Origin of the sequence: Paenimyroides baculatum, assembly GCF_008629655.1 — a bacterium.
Taxonomy (GTDB): domain Bacteria; phylum Bacteroidota; class Bacteroidia; order Flavobacteriales; family Flavobacteriaceae; genus Flavobacterium; species Flavobacterium baculatum.
Map to the genome: position 1 here is coordinate 64,486 of NZ_VWSG01000012.1, position 17,241 is coordinate 81,726.

Consider the following 17,241-nt stretch of genomic DNA (forward strand, 5'->3'; position numbering starts at 1 on the left):
ATTTTAATAACGAGTGTTTTATGTTGTGCAAAGTTACTGGCAGTTATAATATCGTTATCTTTGAATTTTTAGTTTTTATTTGTGAATTTTTATTTTTTTTCACGCTACATGTCATGTTCCCTGGCTTTGGCAGAGGTTTTTTGCGGATTCCAGGTATCTTTATAAGAATCGAAGAAAAGTAGCTCGTCAATATAAGCAATGGTTCGAACGATACGCATGTAGTATCCCATGTAGATAGGATACAGCGGTACGTAAATGATTTTAGACCATACCTGATACCTGTTTTTACTTATGGCAAGCGAATAGAAAAACTGTCCGAATGCCAACAGCAGATATATAGAATACTTGAAAGGAAACCAAACCACCAAAAAATACGGATCGACCACCAAAATCTTTATCATGTAAAATATCCAGAGCGCATCGAGCACCAATCCGAAAAAAATGTTTTCAAAGAAGGCAAAGAAATTGGAAAACCTGAAATTTTTGTTAGGCATCCAAATGTCTCTGTGTTTTCTTATCCTAAAGCGGATTAATGAGCGCGACCAGCGCAGCCGCTGTTTGGTTAAGGCTTTCCAAGTTGCAGGCACATGGGTTTTGCAGACTGCTTCTTCTTCAAACACAATACGGTAATCTATCTTACGTATTTTTACCGTAATATCACCATCGAGCCCGGGACCTATGTCCCACCCGCCTACACGGTCTAAAACATGTTTGGGAAAAGCACCGAAAGCACCCGAAATAATTTTGTAGATGCGGAGCTGCGACAAAACGATTCGGGCTACGTTTATAGATTGCAAATATTCCAGATACTGCATGGTTGTTGTAAGCGACTGTTCCCGATTACGAACCACCAGATTACCGCCTACAGCGCCTACATTCTTATATCTGTAAAAGGGAATGAGTATTTTTTCGACCGCATCGGCTTCTAAAGAAGAATCGGCATCGAGATGCACAATGTATTTCCCTTTTGAATATCGAAGTCCAAGATTTGCTGCCGAAGCCTTACCCCCTCTTTCTTCTGCAGAGATAAATCTTCTGATATCACCTGTACGTTCAAACGAACGGGCAATTATTGCCGTATTGTCTGTAGAACCATCGTCAACAACTATTAATTCTATGTTTTTATACGTTTGCTTTTTCATTGACTGAATAAGCTTGTACAGGTGTTTACCTTCGTTATGCCCTGGAACCAAAACGGTTACCAACGGATTTTCCTGTAATAAAGCCTGCCGTGCACTTTTCCAGGCACCTTTGGTACGGTTTCGTTTAGTTCTACTATACAGCAACGCAACCCCTTCTACAATGAAGAAACGAGGAATATCGAGTAGAAATATATACCAACCCCAACGCATGACAGTCCCCCAGTCGAGACGGTGCCACATGTAAAAATAGGTATCCCAGAAATTTGCCATATTATAAATGCAGACCTATCTTCATACCTTGTGCAGTAATTTCATATTCGTAAATTTTACGGACAACCAATTCGTGCGGAGCTTGTTCGGTTTCACAATCTACACAGTGTACACCCACGGGTGCATCTTGAAACTCGTGCTGGCATTTTTTATTTTTGCAGTTGAATATTTTACCGGGTCTGTCATAATCTACCCCTAAATTCCTTAATTCTGACGAGCATTTGGGACATACCATTTTATCTTTAAAGATAAAATCTTTTTCTACCCCCACATAAGCACATCTAAAATGATGAATCAGGTTACTTGCCTTAAGGTTATGGTGGCTGCATTTAGGGCAGATTTCCCTGTAATTAAGAAAACCGCTACTGCATTTGTGGCACAAGTGACTGGTATCTACATAATGCCTGGTAAGCCAATTGTTTGTAAAAGCTTCCTGCAACAGCATGCGGGAGTTTATAAATGCTTCGCGGTTGTTATAAAAATAGGTTTCTATGCGCGGATACGAATAGCCTGTTAACGACTTGTGCTTTAAAACTGGTGTAATTCTTTTTTTGCGCGTATAGTAATAGTCAAATGTTTTTTGAATAAAGAAATCATTCTCGGTAAAATTTTCGTAATTTCTTTTGTCTGCATATTTACTAACAAAAAAGCTTATTTGTTCTATAAGCGGTATTTTTTCGATAATATCGAGCCCTTTAATATAACCGTCACTCAAATACTTCAGGTGATTGTCTTTTGTTGCATAAAACTTTTTAAACTCTTTTTGCAAAAAGACCGGTTTTAAGTAAATTTTTATATTTTTTGAACGAACAATGCGGCGCAGAAATCTGCGTACCAACCATTCGTCACTGTGATTTATCACCCAGATATCTGTACTGCACGGATCTGGCAGAACATCGTGCTCTATGGCATGTTCCAAAAGCAGCACTTTTTTTCCATGAATTTCAATTACGGTGTCTGTCATTATTTTATGTTTTATAAATTAATTCTTCCTTTTCTAATCTTTACCGGAATGTTGCTTACTGTTAGTTTGTCCCACCCCTTTTTAGCAGCCGGTACTATATGCACCACAATACCGTGTTTTTGATCGCTTAGTGTGTTTTCCGAAACCACTTCTTCCCTAAGCTCTGAAACTGCATGTATTTTTTGTACAGTTCCTTCCAGATTTTCATATCCGTAAGGCAGTACAACAACTACGTGATCGCCCACTTTAAAATTGTCAAGATCTTCCACATCAATATAAGCCCTTACATAATATTCGGGATGTATAATGGACATTACCTTATCTTGCCTATAGCAAATTTGCTGTATAGGAATACGCAGCCTGTCTACTCTGCCACCGACCGGAGCCGTAAACGCTGTTTTTTGGTGCGCTGCATTCAAACTTTTAAGATTAAGATCGCTGCTACCATGTAATTCAGACTTCGTCTGTTCTTTTTCATTTAAAAGTACCTGATATTCGGCCTTTACAGTTGCAATCTGGTATTGAACATCGTCTATAGATCGGTCTACATTTGCCAGTTCGTTAGAAGTTATCACATTTAGATAAACCAGTTTTTCTTTCTCTACCCTTTCTAATTTCCAGTACTTTAATCTTTTTTCAAGATCTACTAGAAACAGCCTTCTTTTCTCGATCTGGCTGTTTAAGGCAATAAGGGAAGAACCGTCTTCTCTGTTTTTCAGTTCCATTTGTAAGGAATCCTGACCATAAGGTGTACGCTCATGCCCAAAACGTTCGTACAGAAACAATGTATCACCAGCTTTTACATCTTGGTCTTCTGCTACGTTGTATTTTAATATGCGGATATCGTTTGCAAACTGTACATCGTACTGCTGCTGTAACAGCACACCGTGCGCAAAGTTAAAGAACCAAGGTGTGGTTAACCATTTAAAGAAAGATAGTACCAGAAAAATTAGGATTGCCAGATAAATCCAGCGGTCCCAACGGCGTTTTTTAATTTGTTCGGGCTTTATATCGGGTTGCGAAACAACCTTTTTATCAAATTTAATATTCATTTAAAACATATTTGTAACGGTTAAAAAATCGTACAAGGCTTTCATTACCAATTGTTTTGAAATCATCTTTCCGAATAGTCGGTATTTTCTTTAGACGGATTGATCTGCTCATTATTATTCAGACCGTTTAATGTATGGAATACCACATACTTTTTGCACAACTGCTCCTTTACATCTAACACAGCAAGTTTTTTCTGAACCAGCATACCGGCATACTCAATGTATTTTGCAGGGCTGAAATTTTTGTTCTGTCTCTGATAAACCTCTGTTTCGTTCTTTAAAAGCGCTTCAACGTACGAAATTTCGTTTTGCAGCTGAAACAACTTGTTTTTTAACAGATAGAAATCTTTATGTTGTGCAGTAAGTCTGTCTTTTAATTTTAGTTTTTCGGCATACAGATTATTATCATACGTAGCCATTTCGTACGCAAGAGACTGGTTGTCTTTACCAAAACGGATAGGCACAGACAACGACGCACCTACACTTGCGAACGATCTGCCGGTTTGCTCTGCATTGTCGTAATAATTGTATCTGAATTTTGCACGCAAACTTGGCTTGTCGCCCGGTTTCTGTCTGCTGTTTAAAAGATCTTTCTGCATCTGTACCAATACTTCCTCTTCCTTTAAAAGATTATCCGCATTTATTGAAGACAGATCGGGTAAAACGGCATCTACGTACGGAATGTTCCAATATTCTTTTACCAAATGATCGGGAATATTTTGAGACAGATAGTTTATGTAAACATCAATCATACCACTAACAGCCTGCGACTGATTATTGGCATTTATTTTATCAGCACTGCTGCCAAGCTTGGCCTGATGCATTTTATCTTGATAAGCTGCCTGCATCTGTACTATTTCCTGATATTTTTTTAGAATTTCGAGACGGTGCAGATCGAATACATGCTGTAAAAGCAGCTGCCTGTTGTGTAATGCAAACGAATTATTTTGAAGGCTTAACTGAAGTGAATCTCTGCGAAACTGCTGATTAAAGATGCGTTTTGCTTCTTTTTTTCGCTGCATGCTCCCTTCGCCAAGAATTACCCAGTCTAAACCGGTTGAAACCCGAGATCTGAAAAAAACATCTTCTGTTTCTGAAATACCAGGGCTGAAATTGTAGGTAGCATCGGATATCCATTTAAGTCCGAAATCGGTTTGCGAATCTGTGATTCTGGTATTTCTATCAACAATAAAATTATTATTAGCTATAATATCATTATCAGAAACAATATCAGCCAGCAACCCGTTGTTTTTTGAAACTGGTTGCACAAGCACACCATCTACAAATGATTTTGTATATAAAAAAAGTGAATTATACTCTTTAACCAAACTATTCAGTTCGTTTACAGAAGGTGAGGTATTCTGCGAATTTACCGAATACGACATGTATATCGTTGTAACTAAACAAAAGAATAACTTCATTTATGTAACAGCTTAATTTTTAAAATTACTACTGTAAGCGTGTTTTTGGTTTTGCGATCTCTTAAGACTTTTAGTGAACTATTTGGATTAAAACGTGTAATAAATAATCTAAAAAACGATAGATTAATAAACGTCTTGCATAAGGCAGTTTTTAAAATTCTAAATATCGGTGCAAAATTACTGTAACTAAAAGACAATACACTTGTGAAAAAACATTGAAAACTTGTAAATTTATAGATACACCTGATTTGTATCTCTAATTTCACTTGGGGTTTTGTTATAGTGTTTTTTGATAAATGCACTGAAGTTACCTTCGTCTGCAAAACCCAGATCCATAGCAATTTCTGAAATGTTGAGTACAGAATTTTGCAACATCTTTACGGCCTCGTCTGTAACTTTTTGTACGATGACCTTTTTTGCTCCTTTGCCCAACACCAACTCTGTCATTACAGACAAACGTTGAGAAGAAACACCCAGTTTTTCTGAATAAAACGAAACACCTTTTTCTGCCTTGAAGTGTTTCTGCAACAGCACCCTGAACCTGTTTACTACATCAATGTAAGAAAAATTGATTTTCTCTGGTTTAACCAGCTGATTCTGTACCCCTAACAAACCATCGAGTAACAATATTTCTACACAATTGTGCGCCACAGCTATGTACAAGCCCATTTCTTTCTGGCGGTACAAACCAAGTCTGTTAACGATTAGTTTTTTGATCTCTGCTCCGTTTCCGATGGTTGGAGCCGTAAAAACATCGTGCTGGCTATTGAAAAACAAATCTGAATTTAAAATAAAGCTGTCTTTTGCAGATCGTTCGTAAAAAGAGGAAGAAAAAGCAATGACAATATCTTCTTTAGATCCCGAATCGTAAACAACATCTTTAAACTGGGCAATGTATGCCATGTGATTCGCCTTTACACACACCTGACGTCCGTCTACCAATATACATGAATCACTCAAAGCAATATAAATAACAAAATATTCTAATGTATTAAAGTTAAACTTACCATTATTACGTGCAACAAGTTTTTCTACTTTGTTTATACTAAAGCCAGCTGCGTCTAATTCTTCTGTTATTTGATACATAGCATGAATATGTTATTGACGCGATAAAATTATATTATTTTTTCAATAAAATAAAGGGTTTACAAAAGGAAAAGAAAATTTTAATGTTTTTTTAATAATTACTGATGATAACATTATAACGAGGAGAGGAAGAAGGTGGTAATAAAGTACATATCTGTATTGTTATTACTGATTGGTGTATTAGTTTTCATAATAAACGGGAAAAAAGTAAGTACAAATGGGTTAGGATATTTTGTGCCTTTTATGCTTCCTCGAAAGTTTAGTAGGTTGATATTTTTTGAGCAAGTAAAGTATATATTTTTTAGGTAATTATATATTAGTTTACACTTAAACAAGAAGCTTAACAACAAAAAAATTACTCTGTTAAACTTAACACTATAAAGTAAAAGATTATATTTGCAAAAAAAATATAATGACATCAATAAACGAAATAAACAACTATATACAGCCAAAAAAAAACGAACTTCTTAATCATTCTTTATATAAAAAAATCACAACGCTTGCAGACCTGCAGCAATTTCTTCAGGTTCACGTTTATGCGGTATGAGATTTTATGTCGCTTCTTAAAGCACTGCAATCAAAACTTACATGTACAACAAGTCCGTGGTTTGCATCTCCCAATCCTGAAGTACGTTACCTTATTAACGAAATTGTTCTTGCAGAAGAATCAGACCTTACGTTAGACGGTAGAAGATTAAGTCATTTTGAAATGTATCTGGAAGCTATGCGTAAAAGTAATACCAGTACAGAAAATATTGAAGCTTTTTTAGACAGTGCACAAGCTACAGATATATTCAGTGCTGTAAAATCAAGCGTACTTCATCCCAATATCAAAGAATTTTTAACGTTTACTTTTGAAGTGATTGAAGCAGGCAAACCACATGAAATAGCTTCGGCATTTACTTTTGGTCGTGAAGACCTTATACCGAATATGTTTACCGAAATGCTAACAGAATTTAAGTTACGCTTTAAAAATACAGATCTTACCGATCTTGTTTACTATTTTGAACGCCACATTGAACTTGATGCCGACGAACACGGACCTATGGCGTTTGAAATGATTGCCTACCTGTGTGGCAGTGATGCAGTAAAGTGGAAGAAAACTGCAGAAATAGCAGTAGCATCTCTTGAAAAAAGAATAAAACTATGGAACGCAATTGAAGAAATTATCGATCAACAAAATAATATATAGATCTGATAAAAAAAACTAAAACCCGTTAGAAACGGGTTTTTATGTTATGCTTTAAAATTTATCAACATTATTTATATTAAAAATTTTCCACTAAAATGCCACCTTATTAAACGCCCAATTCTTAGTATCTATCAGTAACAATTCATTACATAGAACTTCCATATCACAGATAATCTGTAATGTTTGCATCGCCATTATACTCCCGACAATTCCTGGTAAAGGTCCTAAAACTCCTAAACTGTCACAGTCAGGCAAGCTCTCTTGGTTAGGTGGTTCAAGGAATATATCACGCAAGTTTTTACTGCCCTTGTAATTGAATACAGCTACTTGTCCTTCAAACGATAAAATACTGCCATAAACTAAAAGTTTACCAAGCTGCACACAGGCATCGTTCACTAAATATCGTGTCGTAAAATTATCCGACCCATCGATAACGATGTCGTAAGGATGGATGATTTGTTGTACATTTTCAATCGTGATTTTTTCTTTTATCGGAATGAAATGCACATCGCTATTTAATGCTGAAACAAACTCCGACGCACTTTCTACTTTCGGTTTACCTACATTTTTTTCTTGATATATCACCTGACGGTTAAGGTTATGAATTTCCAAAGTATCAAAATCAGCAACTGCTAAAGTACCTACTCCTGCTGCCGCTAAATACTGAATTACCGGACTTCCCAATCCGCCTGCTCCGATGACCAGAACCTTTGCTGCCCTTATTTTCCGTTGCCCTTCCACACCGATTTCTTCAATAAAAATCTGTCGACTATATCGTGTAAAATTATCTTTCATTTTCTTCAAGCATTTGAATACACCGTTTCCCAATCTTTCATGATGGGATCATAGCCGGCTTCGAGAATCAGATTACGGACGGTTTCCATACTGCGTTCGTCGCTAGTTTCAAACTGCTCTAATGATTGCCGATCTACCACATAACCGCCCGGATTGGTTTTGGAAGCCGCACTCATTGAGGTGGCTCCTAGCGAAATAATATGATTTCGGAATTTTTCATTTTCACGGGTAGATATAGAAATTTCCAAATCCTCGTTCCAAATGCGATAGGCACAAATCAATTGCAGCAAATCGCGGTCTTCCATTATGAAATTTGGTTCTATAATCCCCTCTGCCGGACGCAATCTTGGAAATGAAACCGAATACTTCGTTTGCCAATAGTTTTTTTGTAAATAATCGATATGCAAAGCGTTGAAAAAGCTATCTACCCGCCAATCCTCCAGGCCTAGCAAAACGCCCAAACCTATTTTGTGCATTCCTGCCTGCCCGATTCGGTCAGGCGTATTCAAACGAAATTCAAAATTGGATTTCTTGCCTTTGGGGTGATAGGCTTTGTACACTTGCTGATGATACGTTTCCTGATAAACCAGAACGGTGTGTACACCTGCCTCTTTCAATTCTTCATATTCTTCCAACGATAGCGGTTGAACTTCGATGGAAATATGAGTGAAATGCGGACGTAATAAGTTAATCGCATTCTTAAAATAATCTACGCCTACGATTCTGTTAGCTTCACCACTCACCAATAAAACGTGATTACCCCCCATGGCTTTTAGTGCCATCGCTTCAAGCATAATCTCGGCATTGGATAGCGTTTTACGTTTGATTTTATTGTCCAGACTAAAACCACAATAGGTGCAAATGTTCTGGCACTCGTTGCTAAGGTACAGGGGAGCGTATAACTGAATGGTTTTACCAAACCGTTTCTGCGTTAACTGTTGTGATAGCTGAGCCATTCGCTCTAAATACGGTGCCGCGGCAGGTGATAATAAGATCAGAAAATCGTTTATCGTTCGTTTGTTTTTAGACAAGACAAAGGCTACATCAGCTACCGTGCTGGAATAGATTTTCTCCCTGACCTTTTCCCAATCGTACTGTTTAAAAAGCTGTTCAAATGAATGTGGCATATCAATCAAATAAAAAGGCGGTTAAAGGACTTGAAGCTTGTGCAGCAGATTGGACAGTTCCCAATCCGGCTTCGTAAGCTTTTCTACCTGCTATCACTGCCTCTTTGAACGCTTCTGCCATCTGTACAGGATTTCGGGCAACAGCAATGGCAGTATTTACCAGTACCGCATCAGCACCTAATTCCATGGCTTTGGAAGCGTCAGACGGAGCTCCGATACCGGCATCTACTACCACGGGAACTTTACTCTGTTCAATGATTATCTCCAGAAAATCCACTGTTCGCAAACCTTTATTACTCCCTATGGGTGCTCCCAAAGGCATGACCACAGCTGTTCCTGCATCTTCAAGACGTTTGCACAATACGGGATCGGCATGGATATAAGGCATTACCACAAAACCTAATTTTGCCAATTCTTCTGTAGCTTTTAATGTTTCGATCGGATCGGGCATTAGATACCTTGGGTCGGGATGGATCTCTAATTTCACCCAATTTGTTTCCAACGCTTCCCGTGCCAATTGTGCTGCCAAAACCGCTTCTTTGGCATGACGAGCACCGGATGTATTTGGGAGCAAATTCACATTTGGAATTTGCAAAGCCGATAATAAATCCCCGTCTTTTTTGTTCGTATCAATGCGTTTCAATGCCATGGTTACCAGTTCAGATTCAGAAATGCGAACCGCTTCGGTCATATCCTGTAAATTGCCAAACTTGCCCGTTCCTAAAAACAAGCGTGAAACAAAGGTTTTATCTGCTATTTGTAATTTATTCATACTGTTTGAATTTGTGGAAGGATGGAAGGATTTTGCGTTAACAAACCCGATAATGCTACTCCGTATATTCCTAAATGTTTTATACTTTCGATGTCATTAAGTTTGATACCGCCAATGGCGATAATAGGTGGATATTCAATATTTTTGTCTTGCAAAGATTGTAGAATTGCCTGATAGCCTTCCAATCCTAAAATCGGACTTAATTTCTCTTTGGTCGTGGTAAATTGATACGGGCCTAAACCAATATAATCACAGCCTTCGGTTATTCTTTGCCGTACATTTTCTAAGGTATTTGCGGTGCCGCCAATGATTTTATGAGAACCTAAAACAGCTCTTGCATTCGCAATGCTTTCATCGTCCAAGCCCAGATGCACGCCATCTGCATCAATGGCTTTAGCCACTTGCACATGATCATTGATAATGAAAGTCGCCCGATAGCTTTCGCATATCATTTTTAGTTTTTCGCTGAGTTGTAACAACTCTTTTTCAGATGCTTCTTTCCACCGAAGCTGAATCCAATCCGCTCCGTTATCCAATACTTTTCGGATATTTTGTTCCTGTTCCAAAGCAGTATAGCCTTGGGAGATATAATGTAATCTGCTAATCATGATGATGTCCTAATAAATAAGGGTGACTGTTTAAATATTGTTCTACATATTTTTTTCCCAATCGGCAAGCAGTTTCCAAATCTTTGCCTAATGTTAAGTGAGCCGCAATGGCAGCGGATAAGACACACCCCGAACCATGTTTGGGATGAACGGAAGTTGTATCGGGCAAAATCGCGATCTTGTGAGTTCCTGTTCTTAAAATATCAACACCGACTTGCTCTTTTCGATGTCCGTCTTTGATAAGTACTTTATTACTTTCGGTCAGTACCAATTCAAGCAGTTTATACTCGTCAACATTTGGGGTCAACAAATCTATATTAGCTAGTACTTCAGGTAATTTCGTTACATCATCTTCATTGAAAAAAGTAAAACCGGAAGAAGATTTAATGACCGGATCCCAAATGATAAAGGTTTCCGAATTATTTACTTTGACGGTATCCACGATGCTTTTCAAAAACGTAAAATCTTTGACAACCCCGATTTTGACAACTTGGATAATGTATTGATTCATCAAAACTTCGATACTTTTTTGAACTGTTTGTATATCCTGCCATTCGCTTGCCACGAAGTGGTCTTCAGTTTGAATCGTATTTGCGGTAATGATTGCCATGCCCTGCGTTTTGAGTTGTTCAAATGTTTTGACATCTGCCAATACACCTGCTCCGCCACAAGGATCGAAACCAGCGATGCTTAATACAATTGGACGATTTTCCTGCATAATAAAAATGTGTTTAAAGGATCATGACTTCGCCAAATACTCCCTAATAAAGAGATACCATCGGCTCCATTTTTTAAAACTTGCTGGCAATTCTCTTTGTGAATTCCTCCTAATCCGATAAGTTGAACAGAAGGATTATTCTTTCGTTTCAATTCATTCAAAACCGTATTATCTCTTCCATAGCCCGATTTGGAAATGCTCGAAAAAACAGGTGACAAGAATGCATATTGCCAGATGTTGTCTAAAGCATTGAAATCGTCTATACTATGTACCGATGTGGAAAGCGTATAGTTAGTAAAAGGCAAATAAGACTTTCTTTCACGCTCTACTTCCCGCAAATGCAGCCGATGAATACCCAATTCTTTTGCCAGATGAAAATGCGAATGCAATACAATCTGATTACGAAATTTCTGATCAACTGCATTCAAATAGTTTTGCATTTCATCATCTGAAAAGGCATACTTCCGCACATGAAAGAGATCTAATCCATTTTCAAAAAACGAATTCACACATGCTGTTTCATCTGTCGCAGGTTCTTCCGGAGAGATAATCAAGATCATATATAAATCTCTTTTCCCTGATCGATAAAATCCTGCGATTTTTCCAGCATGCCTTTTTCGGTGGCTTCGCGGATTTCCTGTGTAATCTTCATTGAACAGAATTTGGGTCCGCACATCGAACAGAAATGAGCCACTTTCGCTCCGTCTGCCGGTAGGGTTTCATCGTGAAATTCGCGTGCAGTATCCGGATCCAAGGATAAGTTGAACTGATCTTTCCAGCGGAATTCAAAACGGGCTTTACTCAAGGCATTATCTCTATATTGTGCTCCCGGATGGCCCTTTGCCAAATCTGCCGCATGAGCCGCCAATTTATACGTGATCACACCATCTTTTACGTCTTTTTTGTTGGGCAAGCCCAAATGCTCTTTTGGAGTTACGTAGCAAAGCATTGCACAGCCGTACCAGCCGATCATCGCCGCACCAATAGCCGACGTGATGTGATCGTAGCCCGGAGCAATATCCGTGGTTAACGGACCAAGCGTATAGAAAGGAGCTTCATCACATGCTTCCAGCTGCTTTTCCATATTTTCCTTAATCATATGCATGGGAACGTGACCGGGACCTTCAACCATGACCTGTACATCGTGTTTCCATGCAATTTTTGTCAATTCACCCAAGGTTGCCAATTCGGCAAACTGCGCGGCATCGTTGGCATCGGCAATAGAACCCGGACGCAATCCGTCGCCCAATGAAAAGGCAACATCATATCGCTTCATGATTTCACAAATCTCTTCGAAATGCGTGTACAAAAAGTTTTCTTTATGGTGGTACAAACACCATTTTGCCATGATGGAACCACCACGAGAAACGATCCCCGTTACCCGATGTGCTGTCAGTTGAATATATCGTAACAATACCCCTGCATGAATAGTAAAGTACGAAACACCCTGCTCTGCCTGTTCGATCAACGTATCTCTGAATATTTCCCAAGTTAAATCTTCGGCGATGCCTTTCACTTTTTCCAAAGCCTGATAAATGGGCACGGTTCCAATTGGCACAGGTGAATTACGAATAATCCATTCTCTGGTTTCATGGATGTTTTTTCCAGTAGATAAATCCATAATGGTATCTGCACCCCAACGGCAAGCCCAGACGGCTTTTTCTACCTCTTCTTCGATACTGGATGTAACGGCACTATTGCCGATGTTGGCATTGATCTTCACCAAAAAGTTTCGCCCTATAATCATTGGTTCGCTTTCGGGATGATTGATGTTGTTGGGAATAATTGCACGTCCGGCAGCAATTTCGTCACGAACAAATTCGGGAGTAATTTTAGAAACAGGTGTATTTGCTCCAAAACTATTGCCCCGATGCTGGTGATCCATACCTTTGGTGGCGGCCTGTAATTGCTCGATACGCTGATTTTCCCGGATAGCAATGTATTCCATCTCGGGCGTGATAATGCCCTGTTTGGCGTAATACAACTGGGTAATATTTTTACCGCTCTTTGCCACTTTTGGTTTGTGACTGTATTCAAAACGGAGTTCGTCCAGCTTTTTATTTGCTAATCGCTCTTTACCATATTCGGAAGTGACTCCTTCCTGTATTTGCACATCTTCTCGATCCAAAATCCATTGCTCCCGAATTCTATCCAGACCTTTACGAATATCAATTTCGATATTTTCATCGGTGTATGCTCCAGATGTATCGTAAATGGTAATGGGCGGATTGATTTCGATTTTGCCGTTGGTCAATTTGGTGGGACTTAATGTGATTTCCCTCATAGCGACTTTGATCGGATGTAATTTTCCGTCGATATACACTTTCTTGGAATTGGGGAAGGGGGCTGTTGAAACAGTTTGCTCGTTCATAGTAAATAAGATTTATCCGCCTTGCGTGGCAGTGATGATCAATATTGTGTCGTTAGATTTTAGTTGAGCAGAGCCCCAGTGTTTTTGAGGAACAACCTGATTGTTGAGAGCAACGGCAATACCTTTTTCCTTCTTAAGATTTTCGGACAAGAGCAATTGTTCCAGCGATGACGGTGGTTTTTTAAAAAACTTTTTTTGGTGATTGATTGTGAGTTCCATTCCTAAATTTTAATGATTAAAAACTTTAGGAATGTCCACAAATGTGCAGAATAGCACATACGCAAGACAGACTACTTTTCCCTACGCTGGTATGATCCAGATCAGGTTCAAAGGGTAAAATCTCAGCCTATAATTATTTATAGACACCCCTAAAGTTTAAACGAAGATAATGAATATTTTTATAATCCTCTCTTATTTCTAATTGCAGGTAACAAAATTTTATATTAAATGCAAAAGTAGTTTGTTTTGATAAAAGTTATTTATATTATAAAAACCTCTGAATTATGTAATTGTATACGAAACTGTTCCTGTAACTATTGAATATGAACTTTCAGAATCTGGGAAAATTTTCCGAGATGTACTTGATATTATGTTGAAATGGGGTCTGGAACATAGAAAAAGGGTTATTAATACTGAATAAACACAATTTGTAGAAGTATAGTTATCTATAAATATTAAACTTCTTTTATAGTTTTAAATATATTAATATATCTAAATCATTGTTTCTCTAAATCGTCAGCAAAGAGTAGGCACTTCATAAAAAGAACTTAGAGGAGTTTTTTAACTAAAAAATGTGACTTAAATTATGGCTCACTAAAAAAGAAATCATAAAAATATTTACTTACTAAATATGAAAATGACGCAACTACCTGCTACTATATAATTTAAATCAACCATTCTCTTCTTATAAATCGGTACTGAAAAAATAATAGTATTCAGATTAAAATGATTGCTAAAACATTTTTTGCTAGCAAATAACTACGTTTTAAAGACAAAAAATGCCGCCTATATAAATTTCAATTTCTAATAGTATACCTTTATCAAAACTAAAAAAGCGATTCAATTTTTGAATCGCTTTAATATTGGGGTGAAAGACGGGTCTCGAACCCGCGACCTTCGGAACCACAATCCGACGCTCTAACCAACTGAGCTACAATCACCGTATAGGAGTTTTATTTTAAAAGCCAACTCTGAGCTTTTGGGTGAAAGACGGGTCTCGAACCCGCGACCTTCGGAACCACAATCCGACGCTCTAACCAACTGAGCTACAATCACCGTGTTTGTTTAACGAGTGCAAATATACAGATATTTCAATGCTTCGCAAACATTTTTTTAGTTTTTTATTTCAAATCTGCTAAGCTGTTGACTGCCAAATATCTTTCTACGGTGAAACCTTCGGCATAATCAGCAAAAACCAATCTTCCCAAATCTTTTGCTCGATATTCAACACTTTCGGTAAAGTTTTTAGTTGCAATTGGTGAAACCGGTTCTTTTGAATTTGGATCGTAAAACTGTGAACTGTATGCCATAACAGCATCTAATTTTGTTTGCATAAATTCAGAAATATCAACAACAAAATCTGGTTCAATATTTTTCCACTGTATGTAATGATACACTAATTTTGGTCGCCATTCGGTTTGATTAATTCCATCTAAAGATGTTTCAATTCTTCGCAATCCTGATAAAAAACAAGCATCAGAAACCAATTTACTTCCTTTGCCATGATCAATATGTCGATCATCAATTGCGTTACATAAAACGATCTCCGGCTGATATTTTCTAATCATTTTAATTATTTCCAACTGATGTGTTTCATCATTCAAAAAGAAACCATCGCGAAAATTAAGATTTTCTCTAACCGATACTCCTAAAATTTCTGCAGCTTTAGTCGCTTCCATATCTCGAATTTCAGCTGATCCACGGGTTCCTAATTCGCCTCGGGTTAAATCTACGATTCCTACCTTTTTTCCTAACGAAATTTCTTTTGCTATTGTTGCTCCACATCCTAATTCAACATCGTCTGGATGTGCTCCAAAAGCCAATATATCTAATTTCATAAAATACTTTTAACGGTTTTGCTTTTATTCACTGTTTCGTAATATTCGCTTTCCGGATCGCTGTCTTTATTCACACCGCCACCCAAAAACAAATAGGCTTTAGATTTTTCAATCTTCATGCAGCGCAAATTTACGAACAGATTGCTGTTATCAGAATAATCTAGGTTATTAAATTTCCATTCGCCCAAATATCCGCCATAATATTCTCTGTTGTATCCTTCGTTTTTAACAATAAAATCATGAGCCGCTTTTTTAGGAAAACCACACAATGCTGGAGTTGGATGCAAGGCTTTTACAACCTTAAAATCATTTTCTTTGTTTGATAATTCTGCTTGAATATCTGTTTTTATATGAATAAGAGATCCTGCCTTAAAAGCATAAGGTTCAGTTTGTTGCAAATTTTCTGTAAAAGGCTGCAAAGCATCAACAATAAAATTGGTTACGATTTGCTGTTCTTTAATTTCTTTATCGCCCCAAACAACATCCTTGAAATTAGAATCAGAAGCAACCATCGTTCCTGCCAAAGCAACAGTTTGTACTTTATTATTTTCGATCTTTACCAATTGTTCGGGTGTTGCACCCATCCACACACCAACTTCAGGATGATAAAACCAATAAACAAAAGCGGTGGGATATTTTTTAAGGAACCGATTAAAGTAAATTTCGTAAGAATTTTCATTGATAGGAACTTCTTCTTTTCTAGAAAGAACTACTTTTTCGATTGAGTTATTTTTGATAGCTTCGATTCCTTTTGATACTAATTGAATATGAAAAGATTTATCTACATTTGAATTTTCAAGCGACTGTTCATTTTCAGAAAAATCAACGTTAAAATCTTGATCATCCTGAACCAATTGACATTCATCGGGATAAAAAACAACTTTTTCTTCGCCAGAAAATGGAGCAAAAACAAAACAGCTTTTCTCCAATTCCGTAACCTTATTTAAATGATTTTCTATTTGAAACCAACCTAAACGAGTTACTTCATTAGGCTCTCGATAAATTACAAAAGGAAGATTTTCAGACAGTGCCCTTACTAATAAATCCTGCATATTATTTAGGTAAAATCATATTCGTTAATTTACAAAGCGATATCAACTGATTGTTTTCATCGGTAATTCGAATTCCCCACAAGTGTAGTTTACCGCCCTTATGAATAATTTTAGCAGTTGCAAAAACATCTCCATCACGCTTACTTTTAACATGATTTGCAGAAATCTCAATCCCGCGAACTTCATATTTTTCAATATCAACAAAAATCATCGATTCTGCACTTCCTACACTTTCTGCCAAAGCAACCGATGCACCGCCATGTAACAACCCCATTGGCTGATGCACCTTACTATTCACAGGCATTTTTGCTGTTAAAAAATCATCGCCAGCATCAATATATTCAATATGCAAAGTTTCCATTAAGGTATTTTTGGTAAACTTATTGCACATTTCTAAAATCTTGATTTTATCCATATCGTTTAAATATAAAACCACAATTTACAACCATTATTGCAGAAAAACCACAGAAAAAGATATAACATACAATAGTATTTGGGCAATCCCTTCCGCTGTTGCTACAGTTCGGGCTTTCGCGAGTCGCTTTTGTTTTTTCAAAACAAAGAGCTCCAACAATCGCTCTATCCCTATTGCGGGGTGTTGGGTGCTGGATATT

At 37.5% G+C, this 17,241-nt stretch carries 17 protein-coding genes, 2 tRNA genes, 1 pseudogene and 1 riboswitch; of the genes and pseudogenes, 2 read left to right on the forward strand and 18 right to left on the reverse strand.

All coding sequences use genetic code 11. The annotated features are described in order from the left end of the window. Positions 1–104 precede the first annotated feature (104 nt). The 5 genes from F0460_RS13760 to F0460_RS13780 form a co-directional block, all read right to left on the reverse strand. On the reverse strand, positions 105–1,412 hold the full coding sequence (locus F0460_RS13760; protein WP_150014215.1) for a glycosyltransferase family 2 protein: 1,308 nt from the start codon (positions 1,410–1,412) through the stop codon (positions 105–107). Between the two features lies 1 nt (position 1,413). Next, entirely contained in the window at positions 1,414–2,376 is a 963-nt protein-coding gene (locus F0460_RS13765) for a TackOD1 domain-containing metal-binding protein (RefSeq protein WP_150014217.1), read from the reverse strand. A gap of 11 nt (positions 2,377–2,387) precedes the next feature. After that, positions 2,388–3,428, reverse strand: coding sequence for an HlyD family efflux transporter periplasmic adaptor subunit (locus tag F0460_RS13770; RefSeq protein ID WP_150014219.1), 1,041 nt, complete (start codon positions 3,426–3,428; stop codon positions 2,388–2,390). Between the two features lie 62 nt (positions 3,429–3,490). Next, positions 3,491–4,813, reverse strand: coding sequence for a hypothetical protein (locus F0460_RS13775; RefSeq protein ID WP_150014221.1), 1,323 nt, complete (start codon positions 4,811–4,813; stop codon positions 3,491–3,493). A 267-nt stretch (positions 4,814–5,080) separates the two neighbouring features. Next, positions 5,081–5,935, reverse strand: coding sequence for a helix-turn-helix domain-containing protein (locus tag F0460_RS13780; protein WP_150014223.1), 855 nt, complete (start codon positions 5,933–5,935; stop codon positions 5,081–5,083). A gap of 412 nt (positions 5,936–6,347) precedes the next feature. On the opposite strand from F0460_RS13780, the pseudogene F0460_RS13785 reads away from it, so the two are divergent. Then, positions 6,348–7,127 (forward strand): annotated as a pseudogene (locus F0460_RS13785) (DUF3050 domain-containing protein). Positions 7,128–7,217: 90 nt separating this feature from the next. Here the strand turns inward: F0460_RS13785 and F0460_RS13790 are convergent. The 8 genes from F0460_RS13790 to thiS are packed head-to-tail and all read right to left on the reverse strand — an operon-like array spanning position 7,218 to position 13,737. Further along, complete coding sequence (locus F0460_RS13790) at positions 7,218–7,922, reverse strand: HesA/MoeB/ThiF family protein (RefSeq protein ID WP_150014225.1); 705 nt, start codon at positions 7,920–7,922, stop codon at positions 7,218–7,220. 5 nt (positions 7,923–7,927) lie between these two features. Further along, on the reverse strand, positions 7,928–9,049 hold the full coding sequence (gene thiH, locus F0460_RS13795) for a 2-iminoacetate synthase ThiH (RefSeq protein ID WP_150014251.1): 1,122 nt from the start codon (positions 9,047–9,049) through the stop codon (positions 7,928–7,930). 1 nt (position 9,050) lies between these two features. Then, entirely contained in the window at positions 9,051–9,821 is a 771-nt protein-coding gene (locus F0460_RS13800) for a thiazole synthase (protein WP_150014227.1), read from the reverse strand. Continuing rightward, the gene (locus F0460_RS13805) at positions 9,818–10,429 is read right to left on the reverse strand and encodes a thiamine phosphate synthase (RefSeq protein WP_150014229.1); all 612 of its coding nucleotides are present in this window, start codon (positions 10,427–10,429) and stop codon (positions 9,818–9,820) included. Before F0460_RS13805 ends, F0460_RS13800 begins: the two co-directional genes overlap by 4 nt. Next, on the reverse strand, positions 10,422–11,147 hold the full coding sequence (locus tag F0460_RS13810; RefSeq protein ID WP_150014231.1) for a bifunctional hydroxymethylpyrimidine kinase/phosphomethylpyrimidine kinase: 726 nt from the start codon (positions 11,145–11,147) through the stop codon (positions 10,422–10,424). The genes F0460_RS13805 and F0460_RS13810 overlap by 8 nt, the downstream gene beginning before the upstream one ends. Beyond that, positions 11,120–11,707 carry a thiamine phosphate synthase gene (locus F0460_RS13815; protein ID WP_150014233.1) on the reverse strand — a complete coding sequence of 196 codons (588 nt, stop codon included), beginning with the start codon at positions 11,705–11,707 and terminating at the stop codon, positions 11,120–11,122. The genes F0460_RS13810 and F0460_RS13815 overlap by 28 nt, the downstream gene beginning before the upstream one ends. Continuing rightward, the gene (gene thiC, locus F0460_RS13820) at positions 11,704–13,518 is read right to left on the reverse strand and encodes a phosphomethylpyrimidine synthase ThiC (protein ID WP_150014235.1); all 1,815 of its coding nucleotides are present in this window, start codon (positions 13,516–13,518) and stop codon (positions 11,704–11,706) included. The genes F0460_RS13815 and thiC overlap by 4 nt, the downstream gene beginning before the upstream one ends. Positions 13,519–13,530: 12 nt before the next feature. Next, on the reverse strand, positions 13,531–13,737 hold the full coding sequence (gene thiS / locus F0460_RS13825; RefSeq protein WP_150014237.1) for a sulfur carrier protein ThiS: 207 nt from the start codon (positions 13,735–13,737) through the stop codon (positions 13,531–13,533). Positions 13,738–13,798: 61 nt separating this feature from the next. Next, positions 13,799–13,898, reverse strand: a riboswitch (TPP riboswitch). Between the two features lie 128 nt (positions 13,899–14,026). Here thiS and F0460_RS16455 point away from each other — a divergent pair. Continuing rightward, complete coding sequence (locus tag F0460_RS16455; RefSeq protein ID WP_223810825.1) at positions 14,027–14,158, forward strand: winged helix-turn-helix transcriptional regulator; 132 nt, start codon at positions 14,027–14,029, stop codon at positions 14,156–14,158. Between the two features lie 443 nt (positions 14,159–14,601). Here F0460_RS16455 and F0460_RS13835 read toward each other — a convergent pair. The 5 genes from F0460_RS13835 to F0460_RS13855 form a co-directional block, all read right to left on the reverse strand. Then, positions 14,602–14,678, reverse strand: a tRNA-His gene (locus F0460_RS13835). A gap of 40 nt (positions 14,679–14,718) precedes the next feature. Further along, positions 14,719–14,794: transfer RNA gene (locus F0460_RS13840), tRNA-His, on the reverse strand. Between the two features lie 64 nt (positions 14,795–14,858). Next, positions 14,859–15,575: a bacillithiol biosynthesis deacetylase BshB1 gene (bshB1, locus tag F0460_RS13845; protein WP_150014239.1), complete on the reverse strand. Its 717-nt coding sequence runs from the start codon at positions 15,573–15,575 to the stop codon at positions 14,859–14,861. Further along, positions 15,572–16,627, reverse strand: coding sequence for an isochorismate synthase (locus F0460_RS13850; protein ID WP_150014241.1), 1,056 nt, complete (start codon positions 16,625–16,627; stop codon positions 15,572–15,574). The genes bshB1 and F0460_RS13850 overlap by 4 nt, the downstream gene beginning before the upstream one ends. A 1-nt stretch (position 16,628) precedes the next feature. Next, positions 16,629–17,042, reverse strand: coding sequence for a PaaI family thioesterase (locus F0460_RS13855; protein WP_150014243.1), 414 nt, complete (start codon positions 17,040–17,042; stop codon positions 16,629–16,631). Positions 17,043–17,241: the final 199 nt, after the last annotated feature.

What these genes read in the sequence shown, in the direction of transcription:
- F0460_RS13780 (WP_150014223.1), bottom strand. Translation starts at nt 5,935, where the DNA reads ATGTATCAAATAACAGAAGAATTAGACGCAGCTGGCTTTAGTATAAAC.
- F0460_RS13800 (WP_150014227.1), bottom strand. Translation starts at nt 9,821, where the DNA reads ATGAATAAATTACAAATAGCAGATAAAACCTTTGTTTCACGCTTGTTT.
- F0460_RS13760 (WP_150014215.1), bottom strand. Translation starts at nt 1,412, where the DNA reads ATGGCAAATTTCTGGGATACCTATTTTTACATGTGGCACCGTCTCGAC.
- F0460_RS13815 (WP_150014233.1), bottom strand. Translation starts at nt 11,707, where the DNA reads ATGATCTTGATTATCTCTCCGGAAGAACCTGCGACAGATGAAACAGCA.
- thiC (WP_150014235.1), bottom strand. Translation starts at nt 13,518, where the DNA reads ATGAACGAGCAAACTGTTTCAACAGCCCCCTTCCCCAATTCCAAGAAA.
- F0460_RS13770 (WP_150014219.1), bottom strand. Translation starts at nt 3,428, where the DNA reads ATGAATATTAAATTTGATAAAAAGGTTGTTTCGCAACCCGATATAAAG.
- F0460_RS13805 (WP_150014229.1), bottom strand. Translation starts at nt 10,429, where the DNA reads ATGATTAGCAGATTACATTATATCTCCCAAGGCTATACTGCTTTGGAA.
- F0460_RS13790 (WP_150014225.1), bottom strand. Translation starts at nt 7,922, where the DNA reads ATGAAAGATAATTTTACACGATATAGTCGACAGATTTTTATTGAAGAA.
- bshB1 (WP_150014239.1), bottom strand. Translation starts at nt 15,575, where the DNA reads ATGAAATTAGATATATTGGCTTTTGGAGCACATCCAGACGATGTTGAA.
- F0460_RS13810 (WP_150014231.1), bottom strand. Translation starts at nt 11,147, where the DNA reads ATGCAGGAAAATCGTCCAATTGTATTAAGCATCGCTGGTTTCGATCCT.
- F0460_RS13775 (WP_150014221.1), bottom strand. Translation starts at nt 4,813, where the DNA reads ATGTCGTATTCGGTAAATTCGCAGAATACCTCACCTTCTGTAAACGAA.
- F0460_RS13765 (WP_150014217.1), bottom strand. Translation starts at nt 2,376, where the DNA reads ATGACAGACACCGTAATTGAAATTCATGGAAAAAAAGTGCTGCTTTTG.
- thiH (WP_150014251.1), bottom strand. Translation starts at nt 9,049, where the DNA reads ATGCCACATTCATTTGAACAGCTTTTTAAACAGTACGATTGGGAAAAG.
- F0460_RS13855 (WP_150014243.1), bottom strand. Translation starts at nt 17,042, where the DNA reads ATGGATAAAATCAAGATTTTAGAAATGTGCAATAAGTTTACCAAAAAT.
- thiS (WP_150014237.1), bottom strand. Translation starts at nt 13,737, where the DNA reads ATGGAACTCACAATCAATCACCAAAAAAAGTTTTTTAAAAAACCACCG.
- F0460_RS13850 (WP_150014241.1), bottom strand. Translation starts at nt 16,627, where the DNA reads ATGCAGGATTTATTAGTAAGGGCACTGTCTGAAAATCTTCCTTTTGTA.